Source organism: Chryseobacterium cupriresistens, from assembly GCF_046614675.1.
GTDB classification, from domain to species: Bacteria; Bacteroidota; Bacteroidia; order Flavobacteriales; family Weeksellaceae; genus Chryseobacterium; species Chryseobacterium cupriresistens.
In genome coordinates this window covers 490,957-517,893 of sequence record NZ_JBKKJT010000003.1, presented here as the reverse complement: position 1 = coordinate 517,893, position 26,937 = coordinate 490,957, and the positions used below count along the sequence as shown (strand labels likewise).

Sequence of the window (26,937 nt, the reverse complement as noted above, 5' to 3'; positions counted from 1 at the left end):
AATAAATAAGTAAAAAAAATAATTAGAAATGTCAGCGTCAAACTGTGAAAAACATGTCCGCTTAAATATTTATCCAGTGTTCTTTATAGGTCTACTATTTCCCCTTTAACGTAAAATCCTATTTTTTAGTAATAAATAATGATTCTGAAAAGGCTTCAAGGCCTCTGTGAGATCTTCTTTTTCTTATTTCAGAATCAATTTCATTACTTTTGTAAAAGTAATTCGTTCAGGAAAAAAATCTTGTGATTTAGATCGGTTTAAAATGTGATTTAAGTTAAAAACTGAACGTACACCCAATATCCTGTATAGAAAAATTATGATCTCAAAATTTATTTTTAACAATCAGTATCTTTTTGATGAACTCCCTGAGTATGATAAAAATCTTCTTACAGGAGCTATGAAAACCAGGAACTATCGTAAAAATGAACCCATATTTACTGACGGAACGAAACCCAATGGCGTTTACTACCTGAACGAAGGTAAAATAAAGAAATACAAGGTTGATAATGACGGAAGGGAGCAGATTATTTACATTTACAGTTCCGGTGAATTTTTCGGATATTCTGCTATTCTGAGCAATGAATCTTACGGAGATACGACCTCAACCCTTGAAAATTCTGTGATCTCATTTATTTCAAAAGACAGTTTTCTGGATATTCTGAGTCAGTCATCAGTGCTTTCGAGGCTGCTGCTGAAATCTTTAAGCCATGAATTCAGCGTAATGGCAAACCTTATTGCAGTTTTATCCCACCGTACAGTCCGTGAAAGAGCTGCTCTCAGTTTACTGATTCTTCATGATAAGTATACATCAAATGACACACCTGACCATGAAGTATTCATTACCCTTTCCCGTGTGGATCTTGCCAATATGGTGGGAACAGCAAGAGAAACCTTAGCCCGTATCATCAATGATTTCAAGCAGGAAAAACTGATCAGATCTGAAGCACGGAAAATACAAATTACTGATATTAAGCGATTAATTCATATCGCTAATTTTTATTAATTTATCTTTTTGCTTTCAATTTTTTCCTGCTCTTGTTTGATTTTCATGAGCATATCAATAGCATCCAGATTTTTAGGGTTAAGGGATAATGATTTACCATAGTTCATAATAGCAGCCTTATAATCTTTTGCCATCCAGTAAGCCTCTCCCAGACTATCAAATAAATTAGCATTTTCAGGGTACATTTCTGTAGCAAAGGTAAAAATCTTAATAGCCGCGCCTATTTGTTTTTTGTCCCGCATCCATTCATATCCGATATAATTGCTGAGCCAGGCTAAACCTGATGTAGCTTTATAATTTTCGATTTCTTCTTTGGTTTTACCAGCTGTTCCTTTTGCCCAGATATCCTGAAGGTATCCCGCAGGATTATCTGCATTATTATATTTTTTATAAAATAATACTCCTTCTGAAGTGGCAGGAAAAAGGTCTGCCATCATGTAGGAATGGGTATCTTTTTTCAATTCTTCCTCAAGATTAATCTCGACTGACTGAGAGAAATCATGATGGAGAAAAAGTTGTATTGTTCCTTTATTCAGATCATAGATATTGGTATACTGTGTATCTTTCACCTGCATCTGATCCATCACTGAAGAACAGAAAGCTGGCGTTCCGTCGGGTTTCCGGGCTTTAAGAAAGCTGACACCTTTCATATAATAATCCAGCTTTTTCTTATCTTCATCAACGGTACTTTTTGTAGGATTAAAATTCGACTGGATATAGTATTCCTGATTTCCAAGAACCAAAGCTCCGCCTTCTACAAGTAAATATTCTCCTGTTTTATCAACAAACATCATCACACTGGAAGTCAGAAAACTCATATCTACGGTAAACAGATAGTCTTTTACCTGATGAACTGTATTAAAATTTGCCATCACATAATGTACAATATCCCGAACCGGCTTTTGAATCTTTCCTTCCTGTTTGGGAACTGAAATTTCCGGAGTGGCAAATCCATCAAAAACTAACCCGGCTTCGTTCATGGCTCCCTGAGGAAACCGATTGATAAAACCAACATAGGCTACTCCGTATTTATCCTGCTGTTTAGGCTCAAACCAGATTTCAGCATTGGGACTTACCCAATCTTCATTATTTCCAACGATTGTCTTTCCCTTATGGGTCATTTTAAACATACTGCAGCCATAAAAGGCATGACTAAGGAAAAGAAGAAAAAGAGTTAATACTTTGATTTTCATAGGTTATGATTTTGGCGCTATCAAATTTAATCAAAAAAAATAAAGACTGTTAATGGCTACTGACAATTTACTGTCATAACAAGCTCATACCTTTGTTTTTAAAAATTTAAATAAATATTCTTATGAAACTTACCTCATTAAGACTCATTAGTAAGGACATTAAAGCAGCAGTACAATTTTATGAACAGATTACCGGATTTTCTGCCACATGGTATACAGAAGATTTTGCAGAACTCTCTACTGATTCTATCACAATTGCTATCGGAAGTACCCGGACCATGCAAATGTTCTCAGAAGATCTTACAGATTTCGCAGGAACAAAATCAACCATTATTGAATTTATGGTTAAAAATGTTGACGAAGAATACGAAAGGATTAAAAGTATGACTTCCCGAATTATTCAGGAGCCGACAACGATGCCATGGGGAAACAGATCTCTCCTGTTCTGTGATCCGGATGGCAATATGATTAACTTTTTTACTCCGGTAAGTGAAGAGGCTGTGAAGAAATTCGGCTAAATCCTGATATCAATAAAAAAAGACTCGCTGTTCATCAGCGGGTCTTCTTGTTATAATTTTTTAAGAACATATTTATTTTCCAAGGAATTCTGTAGCTTTCGCAACAAATGTATCGTGATATTGATAAAAAGAAGCGTGTCCTGAATCCGGGAAGATCACCAGTTCTGCATGGTCTAAATGCTGAGCCATATTTTTTGCATTCTGAACAGATACCGGAAGATCATTTTCACCATGCACAATCAGTACGGGATTTTTAATCTTCTCTATTTCTGTAAGCGCATCAGCATCAGGCTGAGCCCAGCTCAATACTGCAGTAAACTGAGCACCGGAGGCAGCATCACTTAACGGAAGATCTCTGTCCGTCGTACGAAGCTGAACTCTTGCAAAAGAAGCTTTTCCTTCCGCAATACTCTGAGCAGATTCTGTAAAACCAAATTTCAGGTATGAAGCTTCAGGACTTAAGCCAGCGGTTCCGGCAATAATATTGGGAAGATTAGACAAGCCTATAGCTCCCTGAGGGCCTGTACCTGTTAAAATCACTTTATTAATCAGTGACGGATTGGTAAGCACTATTCGCTGTGCGACAAATCCTCCCATAGAAAATCCCATGATATTCACTTTGGTCAGGTTCAAAGCCTTAATAAAGTCTACCGCATCGTCAGCCATCGCCTGAACCGTGTTGGGAGTGGTTCCTTTTGAGGAAGAGACTCCTTTGTTATCAAAGATAATGACTTTATAGTTTTTAGCCAGTCCATCTGTCACTGCAGGATCCCAGTCATCCATTGAGCCGCCTAATCCTGGAAGGAGAACCAAAGGAATCCCGTCTTCTTTTCCTAAAACACGGTATGCGATGGCATTTCCTTTAACGGTTATGAATTGGGTTTTGGCAGTCTGGTGGTTTCTGTTTTGTATCTCCTGCGCCGTGGGAGGCTCATTTTCCTCAGTGCAGGAAACTGTCACTACAGTAAAAAGAGTTAAACATAATAAGCTTAAGGCTGAGATTTTTCTGATTGTTTTCATTGTTGTTTATTTTTGTATGATTATGGTGCAAACATAAAACACAAAAACAGGCAGAACACTCAATTTCATTATCAAGAGGACATTTTAGCAGCTCAATCAGACATTTTAAAAGGTGAAATAAAATTTCTCCAAAAAAATTATTTTACAGCTCCTGAGCTGATCTCAATGCATAAAGAGCTTCCATTGCTTTTTCAGCATCTTTTCGGGCAACAAAAATATGATCATGGAAGTAAGCGGCAACGACATTACAACTGATATTTTCCTTTTTCAAAGCATTGGCAAAAGCTGCAGTAAGCCCCACAGCTTCCAGAGAAGAGTGAATAGTAAGGGTAATCCATGAAGAAATATAACTGTAATCCATATTCCATTCATCTGCTACTGTTTTTTCTACCACAATGGTAACGGCTTCATTTTCCCGGAAAAAAAACAGAACCTTTTCGAGGTCCGGTATTGCAGCTAAAGTTTCAACAGTACAAAATACATATTCTCCGGTATTCAATACTGGTTCCATATTCTGAATCAGTATGGCCAAGTCTTTTTCTCCTGACATCTTTTTTGATACAAAAATAAGAGATGGAGAGCCGTATTTTTTTATCATTTGATAAAAAACACAAAAGGAGGCTGTATGCCTCCTTTTTGTGTTTGTACTGTAACCTGTTAACTGAACCTCACTATATGTGTTTGTGTTTTTTTCTGATCATTTGGCTTTTTTAAGAAGTCCGTCTAAGGTTTTTCATACACTTCTTTAATTTCATCAGTGTTTTTTAATTTTTCATCATTTGTGTTTCTAATAACCACCATTTATTGAGTTATCATCATTTGTTGTTTTTGCTTGTGAAACTTAAGAAGTTAAAAAACATTTCTCAGTTGTTTTTCATTACTTAAATTTTACATTACAAAGGAACAACATTTCCAAATAAAATTCTCTATAAACCCCATCGATACATGTCGATCGACTTATAGATATTTATCGATGAAATATAATACCCTGACAATAAGAAGTGGAGATCACCTTAAAAAACACTATAGTTTATGGTGGGTTTTGACAAGGTCCACAAGCTCAACCATATTTTCAATCTTGAGTTTTTCAAAGATATTTTTTTTGATTGTGCTTACTGTATTTTGTTTGATATTCAGACTGTTTGAAATTTCCAGGTTTCCATATCCTTCAGCATAAAGTTCTGCAATCTGCATTTCTCTTTTGGTTAAACTGTTGAGCGGGCTTATCAGATCCGGATTGTAAACAAACTGTACCAGCAGGTTTCTCAGAAGATCAGAGAAGTACTCTCCTTTTTCGATGAAGGTTGTAATTGCTTTTCTTACGTCTTCTTCCTCACTCAGTTTACTCAGGTAGCCATCAGCACCGGCTTTAATAAATTTAAGGCCGTGCAGCTCTTCTTCAAGTCCTGTAAAAATCAAAATTTTAATATCAGGATTTACGCTTTTCATCTGTGGCAAAATATGAAGACTGTTTCCGTCCGGGAAATGGGCATCAATAACAGCGATCTCGATTCCTTTCGATTCTATCAGTTCCAATACCTGATGTAAGGATGAAGTTTGATAAACTTTAGCGTTAGGAACAATATCGCTGATAACAATCTCCATTCCCTGGCGTACAATACTGTGATCGTCTGCCAGAAGGAATATAATCTCTTTATTTTGTATTGGTGTTTCCATTATTATTACTGTTTAAGTTGATCCTGAATGTCACTTTAGTTCCTTTATGTAATTTGCTTTCGACCGATATATTGCCGTCAAAAAGCTCTACAATTTCTTTTACGAGGTTAAGCCCAAGTCCTGCTCCCAGATTATCTACTTCATCAGAAACCATACCCTGATAATAAGGATCAAAAATTTTACCAAGATCAGATTCTGATATTCCTACTCCCGTATCTGCTACTGTTGTGATCAGGCAAATTTTATTTTCTCCAAGGGATTCTGTAGCCAATACAAGATCAATCTGTCCGTTTTCTGTAAACTTGTTGGCATTCCCCAGAATATTCATAAAAATCTGATTGATTCTGATATTATCCGAATAGACCACCAGATTTTCAGGGATTCTGTCTGTCACAGCAAACCTGTTGTTTCTCGTTTCCAGATAAGGGGTAATGACCTTTACAATAGAGCTGATTTCATCTTTAAGATTGAAGACCGACTGTATAAGCTCTTTTTCAGCATTCTCGTTTTTGGTATATTCCAGAATCTGATTAGACTGCAGAAGCAAGGTACTGTTGGTGAACTTGATGGATTTAAGATAATCCTTTATCGTTTCATCTTCGGTGGTTCTGTGGATTTTGTCAATGAAAATATTGATGATTTTCAAAGGAGACCTCAGGTCATGACTTAACATTCCCAGAATCCTGTTTTTGAAATTAAGATTCTTTTTAATCTCTTTATTGGCAGCATCCAGTTTCTGTTCATAAATAAACGCCATTCTTGTAAAATACATAATCAGAATAGAAACAATAAACATCAGAATCATCAGTCCCAATACCAGATAGGTTCTTATCTTGTTATTATTAGAGCTTTGGTCGTTGTATTCTTTTTCCAGTTCAGATTGAAAATCCTTGATGGCATTTTCGTAAACCTCTATTAAGTTATTACTATATACCAGCAGCTTACTGAAATTGCTGTAAAACTGTAAATTATTCTTCTGACTAATGGCCGCAAGCAGCTGAACCTTTTTTACTTCGGCAGCGTAATGCTTGTCCATAGATTTTAGGGTATTGTCCATTTTGGATTTTACCTGAGAAATATCCAGAGTCTTGTTATTGGTCATTGTGATTACAGTACTCTCCTTCTGAACATCCACTTTCCCTGTTACCGCATCTTTCAGACGCCCGAAAAAGCCTTTCTTTTTAATGGTATCCGCATAAGTACGGGTCTGAATATTGAAATCTTCAAAATCGTTTTTATACTTGGCAGGTTCATATTGTTTGTCCTCAATTTTTGCCGGCGGATTGAGGGATGTCTGGTACACTGAATCTATTAACGTCTTCAGTTTTGCGGTCTTTAAGGTATCCTTACTACGAATAGCCAGATTTTTTTTCAATCTTGGACTTGTATTTTCGTATTCACCAATTTTATCAAAATTAGTTTTAAGTTTTCTCAGCGACTGGAAATAGAGCTGCAAATCATCATTATCCTGAGTAGCCATATATTTCTGAAGATGATCCTGTGCATCCATGAAATCTTTCCTGGAATTGTCCGTTAATCCTCCCAATGCACGGCTTTCTTCAAGCTGATCTTTTATAAACTTCAGCTTTTTCCCGTTGACAAATTCGTTGTAGAAAAATATGGCAATAATCACCTGTATCAGTAAAATACAAAGGATCAAGGAATAATGAACAAGTTTTCTCAATTTAAAATTTAAGAATTTATTTTTCATATTTGTTTATCAGTTAAATTAATTTCCTGACCAGATAAGCCCATTAGATATTAGTCTTCAACAATATAGCATTATTTTCAGTAATTTCATAATAGCCATATATTATCTAACTGGCAAAGTTAAAGTAATTTTTGTCTTCTTACTAATAATGAATATTTGATAAAACACACAGAATTTAATTCTTTTTACAATTAAAACTGCTTCTCAACATTCAGTTTTATGTATGTAAATCTATTTTTTTAGATCAATAGCAAAAAAGCAGGCTTCCGGCAAAATGTTCTTTTTCTGTTTATTTCATTCCAAAAAACAATTCAAACATTTGAAAATAAACACATTAGAAACTCACAAAACTTTGATAAAGTTCAGATGTAAAATTCACAGTAAGCAAAAAAGCCCAGAATTATATTTCGATTCCATATTATAATCATTAGTATTTTCTATTTTTCTAAGGGAATCATGAGGTGATATTTTCCTAACTTTTCAGTTTGAAAGGAATTAAAGAATACTTCAGACCATTCACCGAATTCTCTGAAATGTTCAAAAGCAATTAACTGCAAAAACCGCTTTATCATCTTATGACAGATAAAAATTTTAATCCCGGAAAAGGCTTGATATTCAGCAAACATGTGCCGGAGGAATTATCACATTTTGAGCGTGTCTTTGATGTTTTCAAAGATCTGCTTACCCATACCTCCGGAGATATTGAAGAAGCCTTCGACTGGCTGGACATGCTTGATCAGGAATATGATATTTTCAATGATGAGTATACCCTTCAGGATTTTGAAGAGGATTTGAAAAAACGAGGTTATATCAGGGAAGAAGACCCTGAAAAAGGCAATACGGGAAGTGGAAAAGGTAAAAATATATTAACCCCTAAACTGGAAGCTGCCCTTCGTGAATATGCGTTGGATCAGATCTTTGGTAAACTGAAGAAAAACGGAGCCGGAAATCACCGTACCCATAAAACAGGAATCGGAGATGAACGTGATGGCGAAAACCGTTCTTTCCAATACGGGGATGATCTTGCTGCTGTGAACATGACCGAAAGTTTAAAGAATGCACAGATCAACAACGGAATCTCAGACCTTCGTCTCACAGAAGATGATCTGATCGTAGAGGAAACCAAGCATAAGGCACAGATGAGTACTGTTCTGATGATTGATATCAGCCATTCAATGATTTTATATGGTGAAGACAGGATTACTCCGGCCAAAAAAGTAGCCATGGCACTCGTGGAATTGATTAAAAGAAAATATCCTAAAGATTCCATTGATATTATTGTTTTTGGAAACGAGGCATGGCCCATTAAGATCAAAGACCTTCCCTATTTAAAAGTTGGTCCTTATCATACCAATACCGTAGCAGGTCTGGAACTCGCCATGGATATCCTTCGCAGAAAAAGAAATACCAACAAGCAGATTTTTATGATCACCGACGGAAAACCCAGCTGTATTCAGTTGCCCAGCGGTGAGTTTTATATGAATAGCTTTGGGCTGGATGAAAAAATTGTCAACCAGTGTTTCAACAGAGCAGCACAGGCAAGAAAACTGAAAATTCCTATCACGACTTTCATGATTGCCCAGGATCCTTATCTGCGTCAGTTTGTGGAAGAGTTTACAGCCCAGAATAAAGGAAAGGCCTTCCTGACCGGACTATCAGGATTAGGGCAGATGATTTTTGAAGATTACGAAAAAAACAGAATAAGAAGAATATAAAGATCAGATTTAAATGATTTAAAATAAAAACCTGATCTGATAAATAGTATTACAAGACAATGAAAAACGATATTACATTCAAAGAATTAAAAAAATCCGGCTATACTCATAAAACAATTAATGAGGAAATCCAGGCCAATCTGATTGCCAGAATTAAATCTAAAGAACCTGTATTTGAAGGGCTTTGGGGCTATGAAGACACTGTTGTTCCCCAACTGAAAAAGGCAATTCTTGCCGGACACCACATCAATTTACTGGGACTGCGCGGACAGGCAAAAACCAGGATTGCAAGAAGCATGGTAAATCTTCTTGATGAATATATACCTATCGTAAAAGGGTCTGAAATCAATGACAGCCCGTTTCAGCCCATTTCAAAATTTGCCAAAGACCTGATTGCTGAACTGGGTGATGAAACTCCGATTTCATGGGTACACCGTTCTCACCGTTTCTATGAAAAACTGGCCACTCCCGATGTAAATGTGGCTGACTTAATCGGTGACATTGATCCTATTAAAGCAGCAACCCTGAAACTTCCTTATTCCGACGAACGGGTCCTCCATTATGGAATGATTCCGCGTGCCAACCGTTCTATTTTTGTTTTAAATGAATTACCGGATCTGCAGGCAAGAATCCAGGTTTCTTTGTTTAATATTTTACAGGAAGGAGATATTCAGATCCGCGGATTCCAGCTGAGAATGCCGCTTGATATTCAGTTTGTCTTTACCGCCAATCCGGAAGATTATACGAACAGAGGAAGTATTGTAACGCCGCTGAAAGATAGAATAGGATCTCAGATCTTCACCCATTATCCCAAAACAATAGCACTTGCCAGACAGATTACAGAACAGGAAGCATTGATTTCTGCTGAAGATAAAGAACAGATCCTGATTCCTGATCTGGCAAAAGATCTTTTGGAAGAGGTTGCTTTTGCAGCCCGTATCAGCGAATATGTGGATGCAAAAAGCGGTGTCAGTGCCCGTTTGACCATCAGTGCCATGGAAAATTTAGTGGCAGCGGCGAAATTACGTTTAATTGAATCCGGAGCAGAAAGAACCACTGTACGTCTGCTTGATTTTATGTCAATTATACCATCCATCACAGGGAAAATTGAGCTGGTCTATGAAGGAGAACAGGAAGGAGCAGATTATGTGGCCAAAATATTAATTGACAAAGCCGTAATGACACAATTTGAAAGCCTGTTCCCACGTATTTCAAAACTGGAAAAAGAAGGCATCAAAACTCCATACACTGACCTGATCAGATGGTTTAACAAAAATCATTTAGAACTTAACTACAATGATACGGATGAAGAATTTTATGCTAAACTTGACAAGATAGAACCTTTGACAACTGTGGTGGAAGAAAATGCCTCTGAATTGAGCAGAGAAGATCAGAATTTCTGCAAAGAGCTTGTATTATGGGCATTAACCATCAGCAATAAAATTGATAAATCTGAAAATCAGAATGCTTTCACTTTCGATTCTCCCGGAATCGGCCAATTCTTACGCAACTAAAATCAGTAAAATAATATAAAAGTAAAACCTTCAGTTCTTCTGAAGGTTTTTTATTTGTTTCTGAAAGACTTTATCCCCACCCTTGTCAAGGTTTAAAACCTTGACAAGGGTACAATTATTTCAGAATTTATACCAGATTGTCATTTTTAAGCACAGCAGAACCGAAAGGATTGTCAACCAGCCACAGCCACTCTCCTTCTTCATTTTTTTTCATGATACAGGAAGTATTGCCTGTCATATGAATAGAATGCCCATCCGGAGCAGTTCCCGTTATTTCCCACTGATCCTGCCACATCGCCAGATCATTTACAACAGTGATATGTGGAGTTTCACCTTGAATATCCAGTTGTAAGCGGCAAATCTCATTCATTGCCCTTTCTATCTGCCCAAACCCTCTCCACTCTCTTCCATCGCGGTCTATGTAGACTGCTTCAGGATGAAAACAACTTAATGCTCCTTTTACATCTCCGTTTCTGATGCAATACCGAAAATAGGCTACAGCACCAGTTTCTGTTTTTCTGTTAAATTCCTGCATTACTTCACATTTCTGGAGTCCATTTCCCTTTTCAAGCCTTTCTTACCTTTATTCCAGCTGTTGGCCACAAAAAAAGCAAGAAGTATCGGTAAAAAAGTAGTGAAACTGACCCCTTTGGTTATGGTACTATAAATAGCAATTCCAGCCAATACCCCCAGGATGATAGCATTCACAACATTTCTGGATTCAATAGTTCTTTTTTTCTCTATCAGCTCCTGATCCGTTAATTCTGACAAATCTTTTTCCATATTTAATAGTATTTCTTGGTTTTTCGTTTTAGAGCGGTAAAATTCATTTTTTTTAAATCTATTTTTACCGAAAGCTAAATTACAATATTGTCAAGATATTTTTTTATTTCTTTTATTTGTAATTTATTTCATATCACCAGTTTCTGAAAAAGTTCAATGCTTATGGAAGACAACCTGAATTGTATTTACAGAGTTATCAATTTTATGGAGAAGAATTACGACCAGCCTGTTTCTGTAAAGGAACTGGAAGACATTTCTCATTATTCTTACCGGAATATCCAGCGCATTTTCAAGTACAGCTGTGGGGAGACAATAGGTACTTTCCAGCAAAGATTAAAAGTAGAAAATGCCTATAAACGCATTCTTTATACTCAGGAAAATCTTACCTCCATTGCCATTGAAGTTGGTTTTGCCAATATCGCTTCCTTTTCCAAAGCTTTTAAACAACATTTTGGGATTTCCCCTAAAGCTGCAAGACAAAGTAAGGAACAACTCCTTTGTGGAGGTGCCATCATTCCTGTTACCTCAGAGGTCTTGCTGGAACCCGAAATTGTTTATCTGAAACCTGTCCAGGTATATTATCAGAGCATTAACACCTGTTATAACAATGAAGAGATTGAAGTGCTGTGGGAAAAGTTCATGGAAAATGATTTTCCTGACTCCGGGATAGAATATTTTGGAGTTATAGCCGATGAACCATTAATAAAAACAGAAATCAACTGCCGCTATGATGCATGCTCATCCGTTCAGTCCAGAAATAAAAAGCTACCTTCAAAAATGATGTTCGGAGGTAAATATGCCCGTTTTACCCATCATGGAAGCTACGAAACAATAGACGACACGTATACGAAGATCTATTCACGCTGGATTTTCAATTCAGGTCTTGAGTTTTCACACACTCCTATCATTGAAAAGTATGAAAATCATGCTGAAAACGAAGAAGATCAGGAAAAACAACTGACCTATATTTTATTACCTTTGAAGTAAGTTGTCAATTTGGGACAACTTTAAGAAAAACAATCGATCTAATTTTGCCCTGTTAAAAATAGATCAGTTATGCAAAAAAAGAAAATTATGTTCCCTTTATTACCTCTTCTTTTATTTTCATGTTCTGCTGCAGAGCTATCAGAAATTCCGGGCACTGCAAATCCGGAAACAGCTATTTACAAAATGCCTGAAGAATCAGCTCCACATGAAGGAACCTGGCTGCAATGGCCTCATCAGTATCAGTATGGAGTGACTTACCGCAACAGACTGGATGCCACCTGGGTAGCGATGACCAAAGAACTTGTACAAAGTGAAAAAGTTCACATTATTGCTTATGATGGTGCAGAAAAGAATCGTATTATAGGCCTGCTCAACAATGCTGGAGTTTCCCTCACCAATATCAACTTCAAAATTTATCCAACGGATGACTTCTGGGTAAGAGACAATGGTCCTATCTATGTAAAAGACCAGAACGGGCAGTTATTCATTCAGGACTGGGGATTTAACGGTTGGGGAAACAAAGCCGATTACAGCAAATGTAACGTAATACCTTCTAAAATAGCAGCCGATACCAATATACCAAAAATCAATCTTAACTCAGTGATGATCAATGAAGGCGGAAGTGTGGAAATTGACGGAAACGGAGTGTTGATGGCTTGTAAAAGTTCTATCCTGAATAATAACAGAAATCCGGGAATGACGCAACAACAGGCAGAGGCTATATTTACTAAAAACCTCGGAGTAACCAAATTTATCTGGCTGAATGGAAAAGCCGGTCTTGATATTACCGATATGCACATTGATGGTTTTGCCCGGTTTGCCAATTCTTCCACCATTATTACAATGAGTCCTGATGATCTGGCCTACTGGCAGGTACCGGACGGAGATATTGATAAACTGTATGATGCTACTGCGAAAAACGGTTCTCCATATCAGTTTGTAAAAGTGCCTTTAACAAGAAATGATGTGATTACTACGTACGGAAAAAATGTAGGGCGTGCTTCTTACATCAATTATTATATTGCGAATAACCGTGTATTGGTTCCTAATTATAACGACCCTAACGATGCAGTTGCCAACAATATTATCCAACAGCTTTATCCTGGCAAACAGGTGGTTGGTATAGACTGCCGGAATTTATTTGCCAATGGCGGAATGGTACATTGTGTCACCCAGCAACAACCTCAATAAAATAATCGTAAGAATAAAGCCTGCTCATTTCAGCAGGCTTTACTGATAGACAGCTTCAGTCGTCAAAAAAATAGCGTAAATTTGCCCTGTCCATCCCGAAAAAGATGGTTTTCTATTATACGTATTATGAAAAAAACAGCACTTTCTTTATTGGTTCTTCTGAATATGGTTTGCCAGGCACAGAATTTTGATGTAATTCCCTTAGGAATATATGGTGGTGAGCAGGAAGACAATTTATCAGCCTATCTGGTAGGCGCTCCGAAAGACAATGCATTTCTCTGCCTTGATGCCGGTACGGTAAATGCCGGAATCCGGAAAGCAATCGAAATGAAAAGCCTTGAAGGAACTACAGAAACAGTTCTGAAGGATCAGATAAAAGGATATTTTGTATCTCACGGCCACCTGGATCATTTATCAGGGCTCATCATCAATTCTCCGGCCGATTCGAAGAAAGATATTTTTGCGATAGCTCCTGTGATTCAGATTCTTCAGAATCACTACTTTATCACGGATACCTGGATCAATTTTGCTGATCAGGGGCAAAAACCTATCCTTGGAAAATACCATTATAATGAACTGCAGGAAGGAAGTGAAATTCCCGCCCCAAAAACCCCTTTTTTTATAACCGGCTATGAACTAAGCCATGTAAATCCTTATAAGAGCAGTGCAGCCTTGGTAAGAAGAGATGATCACTATCTGCTTTATCTTGGAGATACGGGTGCTGATCGTATAGAAAAATCTGACCGCCTGGATCAACTTTGGAACGAAGCAGCTCCTCTTGTTAAGAAAAAACAGCTCAATACGATATTAATTGAAGTTTCCTTCCCTAACAGCCAGCCGGAACATCTGCTGTTCGGACACCTTACTCCTAATCTGCTGACTGAGGAATTGAGTAAACTTAAAGAAAAGACCGGACAAAGCAGCCTTGAAGGCCTTAATATTGTGGTTACTCATAGAAAGCCGACAGGTGATAATCCAGAATTGATCAAAAAGGAATTATTAGAGAACAATCCTCTAAAAGTGAGGTATATCTTCCCGGAACAGGGTAAAAAGATTAGTTTACCCTAACAATAAATTAAAAGATGAAGCGGAAACAGGCTTCATCTTTTTTATTTCAGACATGATTCATTGAATTTTAAAATAATGACAATCAGTAATTTAAATATCAATAATGAAAATTATGAAATTTTTTCATTGCTTAATTAATTTATCATCGTAATATTGCAATATAAAATACAACAATGGGAGTTACTAAAACAGAAATTTATACTGACGAGCAAAATAAGCTGGCTTCTCTGCTTAAAGTTTTGGGACATCCGGCAAGAATCGCTATTTTACAGTACATCATTAATCAAAAAGCATGCATCTGTAATGATCTCGTTGAAGAACTAGGATTGGCGCAGGCCACCATTTCCCAGCATTTAAAAGAGCTTAAGAATATAGGAATCATCAAAGGTTCCATTGAAGGAAAGTCTGTATGTTACTGCATTAATGAAAGTACATGGAAACAGTTTCAGAATGAATTCAACCTGTTTTTTAATCAGGATGTTACTATAAAACAATGCTGTTAAGGCATTTTTTTGAACAATAACATCGTAATATTGCAATATATCATTAAAAAATTATAACACTAAATTTTAATCTACTATGAGACTATCAGAAATCAAAGAAATTCTTCCTGCATTGGAAAATGTTGAATTTCAATTAGAAAACGGAAATTTTGTTCCAGAACATTTCCACGTAACAGAAGTGGGTCAGATCACAAAAAATTTCATCGACTGCGGCGGGGTCATCAGAAATGAAAAAGTGGTTAATTTTCAACTTTGGGATGCTGATGATTACGAACATCGTCTAAAACCTGGAAAGTTACTTCATATCATTCAGCTTTCCGAAGAAAAGCTTGGAATAGAAGACTCGGAAATTGAAGTTGAATATCAGGGAGAAACCATTGGTAAATATGACCTTGAATTTAACGGAAAAAACTTCGTACTGAAAAGCAAAACAACAGCATGTCTTGCTCAGGACGCCTGCGGAATTCCTTCCGAAAAACAAAAGAAAAATCTGTCTGAACTATCTGTAACCCCAACATCGGCCTGCACTCCGGGATCCGGCTGCTGTTAATTTTTATTAATTATGTATCAGGAATTATTAAACACGATTCAATCTCTGAAATGGGAAAGTATAGATGCCGACAGAAAAGAAGTTCTGGAGCCTTTGATCAGTTTTATCCAGCAAAAGGTGGATGACCGCAAAGAAATCAACCTGAATTTTATCTGTACCCACAATTCACGCCGGAGCCATCTGGCACAAGTTTGGGCACAGACAGCGGCTTCTTTGTTTGCCATTCCGGAAGTTCACTGCTATTCCGGAGGCACGGAAACAACGGCATTATTTCCTAAAGTCGCGGAAGTCCTGGCGAAACAAGGCTTTTCGGTTTTCAGCATTGCTGAGACCACCAATTCTGTATATGCTGTAAAATATGATGACAACAGTCTTCCGGTAATTGGTTTTTCAAAAAAATATGACAGTCCGTTCAATCCTGTATCTGATTTTGCAGCAATTATGACCTGTTCGCAGGCAGATGACGGATGTCCTTTTATCCCTGGTGCGGAAAAAAGAATTCCGATCACCTTTGAAGATCCAAAGATTTCAGATAATACACCGGAACAGTCAGCAATATATACTAAAAGAAGCTTACAAATTGCAGAAGAAATGTTGTATGTTTTTTCTAAAATCAAAAAATAATCATGCAGCCCAGACTAAAATTCTTAGACCGTTATCTTACCTTATGGATCTTTCTGGCTATGGGGACAGGGATTGCTTTGGGGCATTTTTTCCCGGCTATACCTGATATTATCAATTCACAGTCTCTTGGAACCACTAATATTCCTCTGGCCATCGGTCTCATTCTGATGATGTATCCGCCACTGGCAAAGGTTGATTATACTCTCCTGCCCTTGGCTTTCAGGGATAAAAAAGTAATCGGCATTTCTTTATTGCTCAACTGGATTATTGGTCCGGTTCTGATGTTTGTTCTCGCTATTCTTTTTTTAAGACATGAACCTGATTATATGTCCGGATTAATCCTCATTGGACTGGCCAGATGTATTGCTATGGTGATTGTCTGGAATGACCTCGCTAAAGGAAACAGAGAATATGCGGCATTGCTGGTTGCTTTAAACAGTATCTTTCAGGTATTCACCTATAGCTTCCTGGTATGGCTGTTTATCAATGTCCTTCCCGATCAGTTAGGTCTTGCAAGCTTTAATGTGAGTGTTTCTATGCAGGATATCACAGAAAGTGTATTGATCTACCTTGGAATTCCTTTTCTTGCAGGTTTTCTTACCCGATATGTCCTGATCAAATCAAAAGGTGCTGAGTGGTACAACAGAAAATTTGCACCTAAAATTTCTCCTGTGACATTGTACGCTCTGTTATTTACCATCGTACTCATGTTTAGTTTGAAAGGCTCTAAAATACTGGAATTGCCAATGGATGTCATTAAGGTAGCAGTCCCCTTGGTAATCTATTTTGTTCTGATGTTTTTTGTAAGTTTTATCATCAATAAAACATTAAAAATTCCTTATGATAAAAATGCATCCATAGCCTTTACTGCTACCGGAAATAATTTTGAACTGGCTATTGCTGTGGCCATCTCAGTCTTTGGTATTCATTCGCCTCAGGCATTTGTAGGGGTGATTGGTCCATTGGTAGAGGTTCCAGTATTAATACTTCTCGTAAAAGCCAGTTTATTTATGAAAAAGAAATGGTATCATTAATTTCATTACCAAAACAAGAAGCATCGCCGAAACAGTGATGCTTTTTTTATGGATATCAGTTCTTACTCAATTTATAATTTCCACTGCCTTCATCTTTAGTGATTGTATAACCATGCTTCAGTTCAAGAGTCCATCCGTCACCTGACACTTTTCTATTTTCAGTTTTCACTGGATTGGATATTGAAATTTTATCCCAGTTTGGACTCATTAATGCTCCGTTTTCAATTGTCAGAATACCCCACAAATCAGTAATCCGGATATTGGGATATACTGTCCCTAGATCTTCTACAGGCATAATATTTCTCGGATCAAAGGAAACATTCATTTTTTCAAATTTGATTTCAAAATGAGGCTGTTGAATGAATTTCAGCTTGTATTCAGCAATAAGCCTCTTAGTTTGTTCTTCTCTTTCGGTTTCCTCCTTTATAATTGATTGTCCGTTATAATGATCAGATCGTTTCTTAACTTCTTTTTTGCAGGTCAGCCTGAATTCTTATATCGAGTGCTTTACTGAAATAGCTGGTCAAGTTAGTTTTTGCATCAATTTTTTTATTCCAGTCCGGATCTTTTTGATACAGCAAATATCCATAAACAGGTGTTGTATAATAAGCAAATGAACGTACAAATGTGGGATTTTTCATAAAACCATCAATACCATTCAAAAGAGAAGACCTTGCCTGCTCTTTATTTCTGCCGCTCACAATGAGCCCCGTAAACTCAGCAATTCCTTCATTCAGTTCCAGCAGATTTTCTGTTGTTTCAGAACCTTTGTAAAGTGTATTCCTGTATTTCCTAAAAGTAAAGGCACTGGTGAGATGCTGCTTCATTTCTTTTTCTGAATTTGAGCGGATTGCCTGCTTTAGCGCTTCCAATTCGAGACGCAGGTAAATCCTGCCCTTCTTCTGATCCAGATGATTATTTTCCGCATTGTTAAGCGTAAATCCCAATGAAGGCTGAATGCTATGAAAAGATTCATGAGCCAAAAGATTAATCCTGTTTTCTTTATTTTCAGAAAGGGGGAGCATAGCCATTGCCCATCTTTTTCCACCCCAATTGACCGCGGTATTGGCAATATTGACAGCAGCAGGTAAAATTCCAGAATAAGTAGTACCGTTACCTTTCAGAATGCCCTCCAAATCCGGCTCATTGGCAAAAAGCTCCCTGGTTTTCGGATCAATTAAAATCATAGGACCATATAAATCTTTGTTCCAAAGTCCGATATTCTTCTTTGAAGCTGTTTTTAACTCATCGAAAAAAATAGAAACTGTATCAGGGGAAGTAGATTGCGTTTGTGCTTTTACACCTAATACAAACAAGAAAAAGAAAGCTGTAGCAACAGTCTGCTTCATGGTTAAATTCTTTATGGTTAAGTTTTTCTCTAAAATAGATGGCTGCATCTACAATAGTACGCACATGATAAATGCAAATTAAATACTTTAGAAAGCTAATATAATGAATTATAGCAATCAAGAACAATTACAGCCCCAAAAAACATCTGTAAGAAAATGGCCATCCGGTTGTGGAAAAATTATTACAAACCGGAGAACGAAGGAATAAATATTTATCTGTATAAGAAAATAAATCAGAGACCATTAAATGTTGTATGGAATTATAGACAAATAAGGACTTTATCTCAGAAATAGATTATCTTTATAGGGAACGAAATTTTTATTAATAATGAAGTTAGAATTATATCAGATAGATGCTTTTACAGAATCTGTTTTCCATGGAAATCCGGCATGTGTTGTGCCATTAAAAAACTGGTTACCCGATGAAATCCTTTTAAAAATAGCCCGTGAAAATGCAGTGGCAGAAACCGCCTTTTTCATTGATAACGGTGATACCATTCACCTGAGATGGTTTACCCCTGAAATAGAGATGGATTTATGCGGCCACGCTACCCTGGCTACTGCCCATTGTCTTGTTTCCATCTTAAATTATGAGCGCAATAGAATCATTTTTGAAACCAAAAGTGGCGAACTGACAGTAGATGTTAAAGATGGGATGTATTACATGGATTTTCCGTCCAGAATGCCTGAAGCCTCTACTCTTCCGGATACGATATCCAGATCACTTAATATCCAGCCTAAAGAAGTCTTCAAAGCGAGAGATTATGTTCTGGTATACGATTCTGAAGAAGAGGTAAAAAATATCAGGATTGAAAGATCCGTTTTTGATCTGATTAATCTTGATCCGGGCGGTGTTATTGTAACTTCGGAAGGGACAGACAGTGATTTTGTTTCAAGGTATTTTACCCCGCAGTCCTCCATTCTTGAAGATCCGGTCACCGGTTCTGCACACTGTTCACTGATTCCCTTCTGGTCATCAAGATTAGGAAAAGATCAGCTTTTTGCCCGTCAGATCTCTGAAAGAGGCGGACAGCTCTATTGTGAGAACAAAAAAGAAAGGGTAATTGTGGCGGGGAAAGCCCAAACATATTCTGTCGGACATTTCCGGGTAGAGTAAGAGAAGAGAATACAATACTGCAATATTAATAATAAAAGCCTTGAATCATTTGATTCAAAGATTTAAGTTGATCTGCATTTTCAAAAATTATAAAAAAATTGGCTACTCTTTTGGTAGCCAATTTTGTAATTATTTCTATGATATTTCAATCATTCTTGGTGGTTTCTGCTTCGCATCTTCTTTTTTTGGGATCGTTAACATTAAAAGGCCATTTTCATATTTTGCATTAATATTATCCTGATCCACAACATCTTTCGGAAGCTCAAAACTTCTCTTGAAAGATTGGTAACTGAATTCTCTTCGTGTGAAGTTTTCATCTTTTGTCTCTTTACGATCTTCCTTGGCTGATGAAATGGTAAGCAGGTTACCATCCAGCCTGATCTGAAAATCGTTTTTATCCATACCTGGTGCTGCAACCTGAACTTCATAAGCCTCTCCGTTCTCCTTTATATTGACCGATGGTACGGTTGTACTGGTAGATGAGTAATTGTTATTGCCCCAGTTAAAAAGTTCACGACCAAAAAAATCATCAAAGACATTTGAAAAGCCCAAATTGCTGTTTCCGTTTCTTCTTATTAGATTATTCATTGTAATCATTTTTAATTAAGTTTAACAATCATTTAAAAACACGTCAGCTGGCCAGCTGTACATAAAATTTTACAAAAAAAATACCATTTGAGTTCGAATGAAATTTTTTCCGGTTTTCTGTCATTTTTTCAGAATTTATGACACAAAACACTGATCCTTAGAACATTCAATACTTTTAGTAATAGGCATACAATCCTAAAGTTCAAGGAGGAAGAATTTCCCAAAAAATTCGAAAATTACTTTGGAAAAGATGTGATTAAACTGTATAAACTTAAACAATATTTCAAATAATAGTGTATTTCTACAATATAAAATAAACTAAAGTGTAATGCATCGTATTTTACATTTCAAAAGTATTTCTATCTTCATTTTATTTGTAATTTAACAATCCGAGCTAAGTGTCGAATATAGAATAATTTGGTGCAAACCTGGGATATCCCTATTGTAACAAGTAAAAAGATAAATAATACCATGATAAAATCTGCCAATATCAAATTGTTATTAGTCCTTCTTTCCATTGTTTTTGCATTTGACTTAGTATTTATTGCTATGGATCATAGTTCCTGGCGGTTTTTTACCAAGCCACTGTTGTTACCTGTTATTATCTGGTTTTATTTTACTTATTCTCAACAAAATACATGTCGGATCAACCAATGGTTTTTGTCTGGATTAATTCTGAGCTTTTTGGGTGATGTGTTTTTGTTATTTGGATGGGGATTTATGCCCGGTTTGGGAAGCTTTTTGTTGGCTCATATTTGTTACATCGTTTATTTTTTAAGGATTAAAAAGAAAAATGTCCGGATTTGGCTTCCCTTTGTTTTGCTTTATTTAGGCTCATTTATTTACTATTTATTTCCTTATTTAAACGAAATGAAGATACCCGTGGTGATTTACGGAATTACCATTGCTACGATGCTGTATTTTAGTATCAGAACTTATTCTTCATTATTAATCCTGGGAGCTGTTTTGTTTGTAATATCAGATTCCGTATTGGCCATTAATATGTTCGTACAGCATAGTACTGAGAAAGAACTTGTTGTGATGATTACTTATGTTTTAGCCCAATTGATGTTGGTGTTGGGAGTGGTTGGTCTTGAAAAAAAGAACAGAATTATCCGGTAAAATCAAGACTTATGAAAAGAAAAGATAACCGGTTTTTTCATAGTATTGCCCTATTCTGTCCATTGGATTTTACTGATCCTGTTACCTATTTTATCCCTGTGTTTATCTTGTTGATAGTAGGGGAAATATTTTTGTATCAGATTCCTCAAAAAGTATTCACGAAAAGACTCATCAAAGATAATGTATCGAGTATCGGATTGGGAATTGGGGCAGTAATGTTAGACTTTGGGATGAAAGCTATTTCATTATCCTACTTTTTTTGGATTTACAATCATTTTAGGCTTACTGATATTTTCGGGATCAAAGATTTCAATAAATTCTTCACTTTACAATGGCATGCAGATCACTGGTGGCTTTGGTTATTGGTTATGATTGTTCAGGACTTTGGCTTTTACTGGCATCATCGGTTGAGCCATAAAATCAGATTATTCTGGACAGGTCATGTCAATCATCATTCGGCTACTCATTTGAGTCTTGCTATTGCATTGCGTCAGGGATGGTTTGAAATCATATATCGGGACATTTGGTATATCCCTTTTATCATGATTGGTTTTCATCCTGTTATGATCGCTATGATGCATCAGTTTAACCTGATTTTTCAATTTTGGCCGCATACCAATGCTATTGGAAAACTAGGGTGGTTTGATAAAGTATTCAATTCTCCATCCAACCATCGGGTGCATCATTCCCGAAAAATTGAGGATTTAGATAATAACTACGGAGGCATTTTGATGATTTGGGATCATCTTTTCGGCACGTACAAAGCGGAAGAAAAGAAAACGACGGATTACGGAATCTATCATAATATTCATACTTATAATGTTTTTCATATCGTCTTTGATGAGTTTGGAAAAATGATAAAGGATGTCCGGAATGCACCGACATGGAAAGCGAAATTGGGGTATATATTCAATGCTCCGGGCTGGCATCATAACGATAAAGATGAGCGGATTTCTACTTTGAAGCGGGAATTAAAAGAAAAGATGAATTGACCGGAAATCAAGCCATTTAGGGCACAAAAAAAGGAGACGTTAATAAATAAACGTCTCCCTAAGCGGAGAGTGAGGGATTCGAACTTGGCAACAAAAACTATCTGAATATGGGATAATTAAAATAAAATCCAGACAACTGCCACGAATTTGCCACTACTCTATATTTATAATCTGCAAAATCTTGGGATCTTGACTAAAGTACTCTTTAGTTTCCAATTACAAATATAAAAATTCTATCAATAATGCATAATTTAAAATATAATCTTTCCAAATGCTCTCACCGTATTACAAAATAAAAAAACACAATTGTCTACAGTATTTTGGTTCATCTATGACCTTTTACACAAGAGTAATTTTCTTACTTTAATTTAAAATCAAATAGTTCCTGTGGATGCACATCTAGTCCTTTGGCTAACTCTTGAATTGTAGAGATTCTAAGATCTACTTCTCCTTTTTCTATTTTGCTAATGTTGCTATGATCTACATCACATTTTTGAGCCAACTCTCTATAACTCAAATTCATCTTTTTCCTGAACATCTCAACTCTTTTGCCAAATGCTATTCTAAATTCTAATTTATCCATCTCGGTCAACTTTGAATACACAAAATGATGAGATTTAAATAAATTATTGTAGTTGAATTAACCTACATAAAGAAAAATGTTTTATATTTGCTAAATAGTTACAATAAAGGTAACTTTGCAATACTTCAATATTAATAATCGAAGCTATTGCTTAGATTCTCGACTAGAAAACTGGTAATTTTATGTGTACGGGAAGATAAGTAAATTAGCTCACGACCGCGGCGTGGGCTCTCTTATCGTACACGGGTATACCAGTACCTCTAGTCAATAAGTTGAGTTCCACGCCTTTTCTTTTGGACAATATGTAGTTGAGTTAGCGTTTTGATGCAAAGAATTCATCTTATTGATCGAAGCAGTTCCTTCCAGCAATAATTTTACTGCTTATGAAAAACTCTTTGCACCGAATCCCCTCCGATCAACAGCTATATGAACTGCTAAAAAAAGGCAATCCCACCTCTTTAGAGCATATCCATTCACGTTACAAAAGACTTCTTTTGTGGCTTGGTAGACAAATGCTTGAGGACGATTTTGTAGTGGAAACACTTGTACAGGACACCTTTCTCAAACTTTGGTTACACCGTGATTCGATTGAAACTCCTAATCACATCCTGGGCTTTTTACGGTTTGTCTTGAAAAGAGATTGTATATCGTATTTCAATGCTCCCAAAAATAAATTCGCCCGTTTAACCACCTCCCTTGAACGTTTTGAGAATTATCAGGATTATTTCGCCGGTTACGATCCCTTGCAAGATCAAGAGCATCTCCTCCGTCAGCAGTCCGATCAAAAAGATTTTGATGAAGTTAACAGGGTTTTAAATGTAATAAGCTTCAAAAGAAGACACTTAATTGAACTTTGTCTTGAATATGGCTTTCAGTATAAACTCATTGCAGATGCAATGGGAAGTAGTGTAACAGCTATAAGCAATGAAGTGAGACGAGCCATAGTTGATCTTCGGAAGATTATTAAAGGGGGTTCTTTTGAGCTGCCACAGAAAAAAGCTCCCCATAATCAAGAGCAACCAAATAAACTCAGTAACAGGCAATTAGATATTTTAAAAAGAAGAGTTGAGCAAAAATCTCCCTTCATAGTAATTGCCAAGGAACTCAAACTTTCAGAAAAGGAAGTCCATAGGGAATTTCTACATGCTTATCAATATTTGCAACAGAACAATGGATCATTAAACGTTCACTGAAATGGAAAAATCAACGATTACACTTACCAGAAAAATTCAGCTGCTAATTGATGTTCCTTCCGTTGAGAAAAAGGAAGTTTGGGAAAAACTATACCGGTATCAGAACCGATGTTTCCGAGCAGCTAATTTTATTGTTTCCCATCTGTATGTTCAGGAAATGATTAAGGATTTCTTTTACTTTACCGAAGAAGTCCAATACAAGCTGACCGATGCAAACAAAGATCAAATGGGAATATTCACACGTTCAAAAACAAGCACAACTGCACGCATGGTTTTTGATCGGTTCAAAGGAGAGATCCCAACTGATATTCTGGGAAGCCTGAACAATACGATTCAATCTACTTTTTCTAAAAACAAAGCCGACTACTGGCAGGGCTTAAAATCTTTGAGAAATTTTAAGAGAGATATTCCCATTCCACTTCCGGTTAAATGCATCAGCAAAATGAAGTATGATCCTGAAAAGAAAGCGTTTTGCTTTAATATGTTTGCTATTCCGGTTAAAACGTATTTAGGGAGGGACTTCTCTGATAAACGCCTTATAATGGAACGTCTTTTACGGGGAGAGATAAAGCTTTGTACATCGCAGATCCAGCTTAAAGCAGGAAAAATCTATTGGCTGGCAGTATTTGAATTTGAAAAAGAAAAGCACCTTTTAAAGCCTGAAATTATCGCAGAAGCTTCTCTGTCTCTGGAACATCCTATAGTAGCAAAAGCTAATAATGTACGAATCAATATTGGCTCAAAAGAGGAATTTTTATATCGCAGACTTGCTATTCAGGCAAGTCAAAAGAGGATTCAAGCTGGCATTGTTTATATGCGCTCTGGGAAAGGAGCCAAACGCAAACAAAAGGCACTCCATAAAACAGAAAATTTAGAGAGCCGGTATGTAACTCATCGGCTTCATGTGTACAGCAGGAAACTTATCGATTTCTGTATCCAGCAGCAAGCAGGCACACTTATCCTCAAAAATCAGGAAGATAAAATCGGTATTACAAAAGATAATGAATTTGTACTTCGCAACTGGAGTTATTATCAGTTGCAGACCAAAATAAAATATAAAGCAGAAAAAGCTGGCATCGAATTAGTCATTGGATAGCTAAAAAAATATGAGGGTGCTTGTACACCCGTAGGGTGAGGTTATAAACACTCACTAAATACTTAATAGTATATACAACGGCGTGGGCTCTTTTTTTCTATGTATAATATGGAATAGAAATACATCAGGGAAAAGCATAAACGCTTTAGAGAAATGTTGGACACAAAGCAGGAAATTTTAGCTTTTGACTTAGGTAATAATTTAATCAGAAACAATTTCATTTACTTGAACAAAAGGAAGGGTTTAATGAAAATCTCTTCAAAACAACTGTTTACAATTTTCAAAAGAAAAAAGAAAAAAAGAAAGCCAAAAATTCATTATGGAAGATTTTAAAAAGCAAGTTTATGATAAAAAATACGACCTGCAAGGTGGAGATTTTTTGTCATATCCTTAGGACCTGAACTTGCTTTTTAAAAATCTGAAACAATACCTTTGTTTTCTTTTATGAATTTTTGCAGTCCTTCTTATGACCTCTTTATCTTTTTTCTTTTTTGCTGAACCGGAATATCTTCAGTATTATATTGTATTCTATGATCACCAATGTTCAGTAAGGAAAAGATTTCTAAGCTGCTGTCAGGATTTTTAAATACCTCTTCCAGTGATGAAAAAGGAATATTATTTTCTTCAGAAAGTTTTTTACAAATACGATCAACTATTGTTATGAGTTTCTCCTTGGTAGTATCAAATAATTTCGGCTGTTTGAACTTTTCGAATTGGATTGCTTTTATAATCGTATCCTTAACAGAATTAAAATAAGCATTCTTTTCATTGGTATATACTGTAATATTAGACAGTATGCCAGAAAGCTTGTTTTTTAATAGTGAAACTTCTTTGGTCAAGTCTGTATTCTTTTGCTGAAGCTCAGTAATGATTTTAGTTTTGGATTGAAGAATTTCTTTATTTTTAAGCAGTTCTGTATTATATGATTTAAAAACTCTTTCATAGTTTTTTATCGTCTTATCTGTTTTGATCCTGCTAAAACCTAAAAAGTCATTTTCTTTTACAATAAGATCTGCAAACTTTTTGGATTTGAGTTCTGCCTTCATCTGGGCTATCTTGTTATTTAATAACACAAGCTCATTTTCTTTTTTTTGGATTTTAAATTCAATGGCTTCCAGCCTTCCTTTAGAACTTGAAACACCTCTCTCCATTTCCAAGCATTCAGCAGTAATATCCTGCATTTTTGAATAATGAAAAGATTGGTGCTTCAATGTTTTTCCTGTTTCCAAATCCTGCCAGTCTGCTACTAAATGAGCATGGTAATTAGACTTCCATTCTCTAGAATCCTTATCATAATGACCTTCATCTTTATGAATGGCAATTTGAAAAATTCTTATTCTCAGTTCTTCTTCAAGCCTTTTAGAGAGCCTATGCAGATCCTGCATCGTTGTATTTTCTTTAATAACAACTACAGCTTCACGAACAGGCATTGCATTTTTCTGTAATTTTCTTCCGGATTTTTCCTTACAGTATGCTTCTATTGATTTTAGCCTATCTGAAATCTTACTCTCCACCCAATATTCATTTTTTTCTGTAAGCTCCTTTCTTATATAATCAAAAATTTTTCTTCTGAAATTGTGCGCTTCAGAACCTGTTTTGACTGCCTTGAAATTTATGGAAGTTTTCATAGCTGACAAAATAGTTCATATAGCATTACTCAAAAATAATAAGGCTCGTTTAGCTTCGATTTTCACTTATTGGCTTAATAAAAATAATCCGTATCAACTTGATACGGATTTTATTTTATTACTAAAAATGAACTTTATCAAATAGAACCTTGTCTCAATGTTCTATAAAGGTTAGAAT

The 26,937-nt window shown here is 36.2% G+C and carries 28 protein-coding genes; 16 read left to right on the top strand and 12 right to left on the bottom strand.

The features are described 5' to 3' along the window. Positions 1-316 precede the first annotated feature (316 nt). The gene (locus ACLI50_RS11240) at positions 317-1,003 is read left to right on the top strand and encodes a Crp/Fnr family transcriptional regulator (RefSeq protein ID WP_411413797.1); all 687 of its coding nucleotides are present in this window, start codon (positions 317-319) and stop codon (positions 1,001-1,003) included. Here the strand turns inward: ACLI50_RS11240 and ACLI50_RS11235 are convergent. Then, positions 1,000-2,196, bottom strand: coding sequence for a hypothetical protein (locus ACLI50_RS11235; protein ID WP_343642994.1), 1,197 nt, complete (start codon positions 2,194-2,196; stop codon positions 1,000-1,002). The genes ACLI50_RS11240 and ACLI50_RS11235 overlap by 4 nt on opposite strands. A 122-nt stretch (positions 2,197-2,318) precedes the next feature. Between ACLI50_RS11235 and ACLI50_RS11230 the strand changes: the two genes are divergently transcribed. After that, a complete protein-coding gene (locus ACLI50_RS11230) occupies positions 2,319-2,714 on the top strand; it encodes a VOC family protein (RefSeq protein ID WP_343642996.1) in 396 nt (131 codons plus the stop codon). A 72-nt stretch (positions 2,715-2,786) separates the two neighbouring features. Here the strand turns inward: ACLI50_RS11230 and ACLI50_RS11225 are convergent, their stop codons facing one another. The 4 genes from ACLI50_RS11225 to ACLI50_RS11210 form a co-directional block, all read right to left on the bottom strand. Next, on the bottom strand, positions 2,787-3,734 hold the full coding sequence (locus ACLI50_RS11225; protein ID WP_411413796.1) for an alpha/beta fold hydrolase: 948 nt from the start codon (positions 3,732-3,734) through the stop codon (positions 2,787-2,789). Positions 3,735-3,876: 142 nt separating this feature from the next. Further along, complete coding sequence (locus ACLI50_RS11220; protein ID WP_411413795.1) at positions 3,877-4,284, bottom strand: ACT domain-containing protein; 408 nt, start codon at positions 4,282-4,284, stop codon at positions 3,877-3,879. Positions 4,285-4,757: 473 nt separating this feature from the next. Then, positions 4,758-5,411 (bottom strand): LuxR C-terminal-related transcriptional regulator, encoded by a 654-nt coding sequence (locus ACLI50_RS11215; RefSeq protein ID WP_202843166.1) that lies wholly within the window; start codon positions 5,409-5,411, stop codon positions 4,758-4,760. Beyond that, positions 5,389-7,122 (bottom strand): sensor histidine kinase, encoded by a 1,734-nt coding sequence (locus tag ACLI50_RS11210; protein WP_110009683.1) that lies wholly within the window; start codon positions 7,120-7,122, stop codon positions 5,389-5,391. The genes ACLI50_RS11215 and ACLI50_RS11210 overlap by 23 nt, the downstream gene beginning before the upstream one ends. Before the next feature lie 575 nt (positions 7,123-7,697). On the opposite strand from ACLI50_RS11210, the gene ACLI50_RS11205 reads away from it, so the two are divergent. Together ACLI50_RS11205 and ACLI50_RS11200 are read left to right on the top strand one after the other, a co-directional pair. Continuing rightward, positions 7,698-8,837: a vWA domain-containing protein gene (locus ACLI50_RS11205; protein ID WP_202843170.1), complete on the top strand. Its 1,140-nt coding sequence runs from the start codon at positions 7,698-7,700 to the stop codon at positions 8,835-8,837. A gap of 59 nt (positions 8,838-8,896) precedes the next feature. Beyond that, entirely contained in the window at positions 8,897-10,351 is a 1,455-nt protein-coding gene (locus tag ACLI50_RS11200; RefSeq protein ID WP_202843175.1) for a sigma 54-interacting transcriptional regulator, read from the top strand. A 127-nt stretch (positions 10,352-10,478) separates the two neighbouring features. Here the strand turns inward: ACLI50_RS11200 and ACLI50_RS11195 are convergent, their stop codons facing one another. Next, positions 10,479-10,886, bottom strand: a complete 408-nt coding sequence (locus ACLI50_RS11195) for a YybH family protein (protein WP_411413794.1) — start codon at positions 10,884-10,886, stop codon at positions 10,479-10,481. Further along, positions 10,886-11,134: a hypothetical protein gene (locus ACLI50_RS11190; RefSeq protein ID WP_202843776.1), complete on the bottom strand. Its 249-nt coding sequence runs from the start codon at positions 11,132-11,134 to the stop codon at positions 10,886-10,888. Before ACLI50_RS11190 ends, ACLI50_RS11195 begins: the two co-directional genes overlap by 1 nt. Before the next feature lie 162 nt (positions 11,135-11,296). On the opposite strand from ACLI50_RS11190, the gene ACLI50_RS11185 reads away from it, so the two are divergent. The 7 genes from ACLI50_RS11185 (at position 11,297) to arsB (ending at position 17,091) form a co-directional block, all read left to right on the top strand. After that, positions 11,297-12,121 carry an AraC family transcriptional regulator gene (locus tag ACLI50_RS11185; protein ID WP_411413793.1) on the top strand — a complete coding sequence of 275 codons (825 nt, stop codon included), beginning with the start codon at positions 11,297-11,299 and terminating at the stop codon, positions 12,119-12,121. 69 nt (positions 12,122-12,190) lie between these two features. Further along, positions 12,191-13,312: an agmatine deiminase family protein gene (locus ACLI50_RS11180; RefSeq protein ID WP_343643009.1), complete on the top strand. Its 1,122-nt coding sequence runs from the start codon at positions 12,191-12,193 to the stop codon at positions 13,310-13,312. 126 nt (positions 13,313-13,438) lie between these two features. Then, positions 13,439-14,380 carry a 3',5'-cyclic-nucleotide phosphodiesterase gene (locus ACLI50_RS11175; RefSeq protein WP_110009678.1) on the top strand — a complete coding sequence of 314 codons (942 nt, stop codon included), beginning with the start codon at positions 13,439-13,441 and terminating at the stop codon, positions 14,378-14,380. Between the two features lie 173 nt (positions 14,381-14,553). Then, complete coding sequence (locus ACLI50_RS11170; protein WP_137904257.1) at positions 14,554-14,883, top strand: ArsR/SmtB family transcription factor; 330 nt, start codon at positions 14,554-14,556, stop codon at positions 14,881-14,883. A 76-nt stretch (positions 14,884-14,959) separates the two neighbouring features. Further along, on the top strand, positions 14,960-15,433 hold the full coding sequence (locus ACLI50_RS11165) for a DUF6428 family protein (RefSeq protein WP_110009676.1): 474 nt from the start codon (positions 14,960-14,962) through the stop codon (positions 15,431-15,433). Between the two features lie 12 nt (positions 15,434-15,445). After that, on the top strand, positions 15,446-16,057 hold the full coding sequence (locus ACLI50_RS11160) for an arsenate-mycothiol transferase ArsC (RefSeq protein WP_202843783.1): 612 nt from the start codon (positions 15,446-15,448) through the stop codon (positions 16,055-16,057). A gap of 2 nt (positions 16,058-16,059) precedes the next feature. Continuing rightward, positions 16,060-17,091, top strand: coding sequence for an ACR3 family arsenite efflux transporter (gene arsB / locus ACLI50_RS11155; RefSeq protein WP_202843785.1), 1,032 nt, complete (start codon positions 16,060-16,062; stop codon positions 17,089-17,091). Positions 17,092-17,146: 55 nt separating this feature from the next. Here arsB and ACLI50_RS11150 read toward each other — a convergent pair whose 3' ends face one another. After that, positions 17,147-17,416 (bottom strand): hypothetical protein, encoded by a 270-nt coding sequence (locus ACLI50_RS11150; RefSeq protein WP_411413792.1) that lies wholly within the window; start codon positions 17,414-17,416, stop codon positions 17,147-17,149. Between the two features lie 136 nt (positions 17,417-17,552). Continuing rightward, positions 17,553-18,440 carry a hypothetical protein gene (locus ACLI50_RS11145; protein ID WP_411413791.1) on the bottom strand — a complete coding sequence of 296 codons (888 nt, stop codon included), beginning with the start codon at positions 18,438-18,440 and terminating at the stop codon, positions 17,553-17,555. Positions 18,441-18,768: 328 nt separating this feature from the next. On the opposite strand from ACLI50_RS11145, the gene ACLI50_RS11140 reads away from it, so the two are divergent. Then, entirely contained in the window at positions 18,769-19,557 is a 789-nt protein-coding gene (locus ACLI50_RS11140; protein ID WP_411413790.1) for a PhzF family phenazine biosynthesis protein, read from the top strand. Positions 19,558-19,692: 135 nt separating this feature from the next. On the opposite strand, the gene ACLI50_RS11135 is transcribed toward ACLI50_RS11140, so the two are convergent. Continuing rightward, entirely contained in the window at positions 19,693-20,145 is a 453-nt protein-coding gene (locus ACLI50_RS11135; protein WP_110009804.1) for an Hsp20/alpha crystallin family protein, read from the bottom strand. 471 nt (positions 20,146-20,616) lie between these two features. Here ACLI50_RS11135 and ACLI50_RS11130 point away from each other — a divergent pair, with 471 nt between their 5' ends. Both ACLI50_RS11130 and ACLI50_RS11125 read left to right on the top strand, forming a co-directional pair. Further along, positions 20,617-21,267 (top strand): lysoplasmalogenase, encoded by a 651-nt coding sequence (locus tag ACLI50_RS11130; protein ID WP_411413789.1) that lies wholly within the window; start codon positions 20,617-20,619, stop codon positions 21,265-21,267. An 11-nt stretch (positions 21,268-21,278) separates the two neighbouring features. Next, the gene (locus tag ACLI50_RS11125) at positions 21,279-22,259 is read left to right on the top strand and encodes a sterol desaturase family protein (RefSeq protein WP_411413788.1); all 981 of its coding nucleotides are present in this window, start codon (positions 21,279-21,281) and stop codon (positions 22,257-22,259) included. Positions 22,260-22,617: 358 nt separating this feature from the next. Here the strand turns inward: ACLI50_RS11125 and ACLI50_RS11120 are convergent, their stop codons facing one another. After that, on the bottom strand, positions 22,618-22,842 hold the full coding sequence (locus tag ACLI50_RS11120; protein ID WP_311229282.1) for a helix-turn-helix domain-containing protein: 225 nt from the start codon (positions 22,840-22,842) through the stop codon (positions 22,618-22,620). A gap of 383 nt (positions 22,843-23,225) precedes the next feature. On the opposite strand from ACLI50_RS11120, the gene ACLI50_RS11115 reads away from it, so the two are divergent. Both ACLI50_RS11115 and ACLI50_RS11110 read left to right on the top strand, forming a co-directional pair. Next, positions 23,226-24,035 (top strand): RNA polymerase sigma factor, encoded by an 810-nt coding sequence (locus ACLI50_RS11115; protein WP_411413787.1) that lies wholly within the window; start codon positions 23,226-23,228, stop codon positions 24,033-24,035. A 1-nt stretch (position 24,036) separates the two neighbouring features. Beyond that, positions 24,037-25,131: a hypothetical protein gene (locus tag ACLI50_RS11110; RefSeq protein ID WP_411413786.1), complete on the top strand. Its 1,095-nt coding sequence runs from the start codon at positions 24,037-24,039 to the stop codon at positions 25,129-25,131. A 464-nt stretch (positions 25,132-25,595) separates the two neighbouring features. On the opposite strand, the gene ACLI50_RS11105 is transcribed toward ACLI50_RS11110, so the two are convergent. Then, the gene (locus ACLI50_RS11105; RefSeq protein ID WP_411413785.1) at positions 25,596-26,759 is read right to left on the bottom strand and encodes a plasmid recombination protein; all 1,164 of its coding nucleotides are present in this window, start codon (positions 26,757-26,759) and stop codon (positions 25,596-25,598) included. Positions 26,760-26,937: the final 178 nt, after the last annotated feature.

Coding starts and splice junctions, on each gene's coding strand:
- ACLI50_RS11115 (WP_411413787.1), top strand. CDS start 23,226: ATGAAAAACTCTTTGCACCGAATCCCCTCCGATCAACAGCTATATGAA.
- arsB (WP_202843785.1), top strand. CDS start 16,060: ATGCAGCCCAGACTAAAATTCTTAGACCGTTATCTTACCTTATGGATC.
- ACLI50_RS11220 (WP_411413795.1), bottom strand. CDS start 4,284: ATGTCAGGAGAAAAAGACTTGGCCATACTGATTCAGAATATGGAACCA.
- ACLI50_RS11135 (WP_110009804.1), bottom strand. CDS start 20,145: ATGAATAATCTAATAAGAAGAAACGGAAACAGCAATTTGGGCTTTTCA.
- ACLI50_RS11105 (WP_411413785.1), bottom strand. CDS start 26,759: ATGAAAACTTCCATAAATTTCAAGGCAGTCAAAACAGGTTCTGAAGCG.
- ACLI50_RS11205 (WP_202843170.1), top strand. CDS start 7,698: ATGACAGATAAAAATTTTAATCCCGGAAAAGGCTTGATATTCAGCAAA.
- ACLI50_RS11225 (WP_411413796.1), bottom strand. CDS start 3,734: ATGAAAACAATCAGAAAAATCTCAGCCTTAAGCTTATTATGTTTAACT.
- ACLI50_RS11165 (WP_110009676.1), top strand. CDS start 14,960: ATGAGACTATCAGAAATCAAAGAAATTCTTCCTGCATTGGAAAATGTT.
- ACLI50_RS11140 (WP_411413790.1), top strand. CDS start 18,769: ATGAAGTTAGAATTATATCAGATAGATGCTTTTACAGAATCTGTTTTC.
- ACLI50_RS11125 (WP_411413788.1), top strand. CDS start 21,279: ATGAAAAGAAAAGATAACCGGTTTTTTCATAGTATTGCCCTATTCTGT.
- ACLI50_RS11110 (WP_411413786.1), top strand. CDS start 24,037: ATGGAAAAATCAACGATTACACTTACCAGAAAAATTCAGCTGCTAATT.
- ACLI50_RS11240 (WP_411413797.1), top strand. CDS start 317: ATGATCTCAAAATTTATTTTTAACAATCAGTATCTTTTTGATGAACTC.
- ACLI50_RS11230 (WP_343642996.1), top strand. CDS start 2,319: ATGAAACTTACCTCATTAAGACTCATTAGTAAGGACATTAAAGCAGCA.
- ACLI50_RS11215 (WP_202843166.1), bottom strand. CDS start 5,411: ATGGAAACACCAATACAAAATAAAGAGATTATATTCCTTCTGGCAGAC.
- ACLI50_RS11120 (WP_311229282.1), bottom strand. CDS start 22,842: ATGGATAAATTAGAATTTAGAATAGCATTTGGCAAAAGAGTTGAGATG.
- ACLI50_RS11180 (WP_343643009.1), top strand. CDS start 12,191: ATGCAAAAAAAGAAAATTATGTTCCCTTTATTACCTCTTCTTTTATTT.
- ACLI50_RS11150 (WP_411413792.1), bottom strand. CDS start 17,416: ATGAATGTTTCCTTTGATCCGAGAAATATTATGCCTGTAGAAGATCTA.
- ACLI50_RS11145 (WP_411413791.1), bottom strand. CDS start 18,440: ATGAAGCAGACTGTTGCTACAGCTTTCTTTTTCTTGTTTGTATTAGGT.
- ACLI50_RS11210 (WP_110009683.1), bottom strand. CDS start 7,122: ATGAAAAATAAATTCTTAAATTTTAAATTGAGAAAACTTGTTCATTAT.
- ACLI50_RS11170 (WP_137904257.1), top strand. CDS start 14,554: ATGGGAGTTACTAAAACAGAAATTTATACTGACGAGCAAAATAAGCTG.
- ACLI50_RS11175 (WP_110009678.1), top strand. CDS start 13,439: ATGAAAAAAACAGCACTTTCTTTATTGGTTCTTCTGAATATGGTTTGC.
- ACLI50_RS11195 (WP_411413794.1), bottom strand. CDS start 10,886: ATGCAGGAATTTAACAGAAAAACAGAAACTGGTGCTGTAGCCTATTTT.
- ACLI50_RS11160 (WP_202843783.1), top strand. CDS start 15,446: ATGTATCAGGAATTATTAAACACGATTCAATCTCTGAAATGGGAAAGT.
- ACLI50_RS11200 (WP_202843175.1), top strand. CDS start 8,897: ATGAAAAACGATATTACATTCAAAGAATTAAAAAAATCCGGCTATACT.
- ACLI50_RS11190 (WP_202843776.1), bottom strand. CDS start 11,134: ATGGAAAAAGATTTGTCAGAATTAACGGATCAGGAGCTGATAGAGAAA.
- ACLI50_RS11235 (WP_343642994.1), bottom strand. CDS start 2,196: ATGAAAATCAAAGTATTAACTCTTTTTCTTCTTTTCCTTAGTCATGCC.
- ACLI50_RS11130 (WP_411413789.1), top strand. CDS start 20,617: ATGATAAAATCTGCCAATATCAAATTGTTATTAGTCCTTCTTTCCATT.
- ACLI50_RS11185 (WP_411413793.1), top strand. CDS start 11,297: ATGGAAGACAACCTGAATTGTATTTACAGAGTTATCAATTTTATGGAG.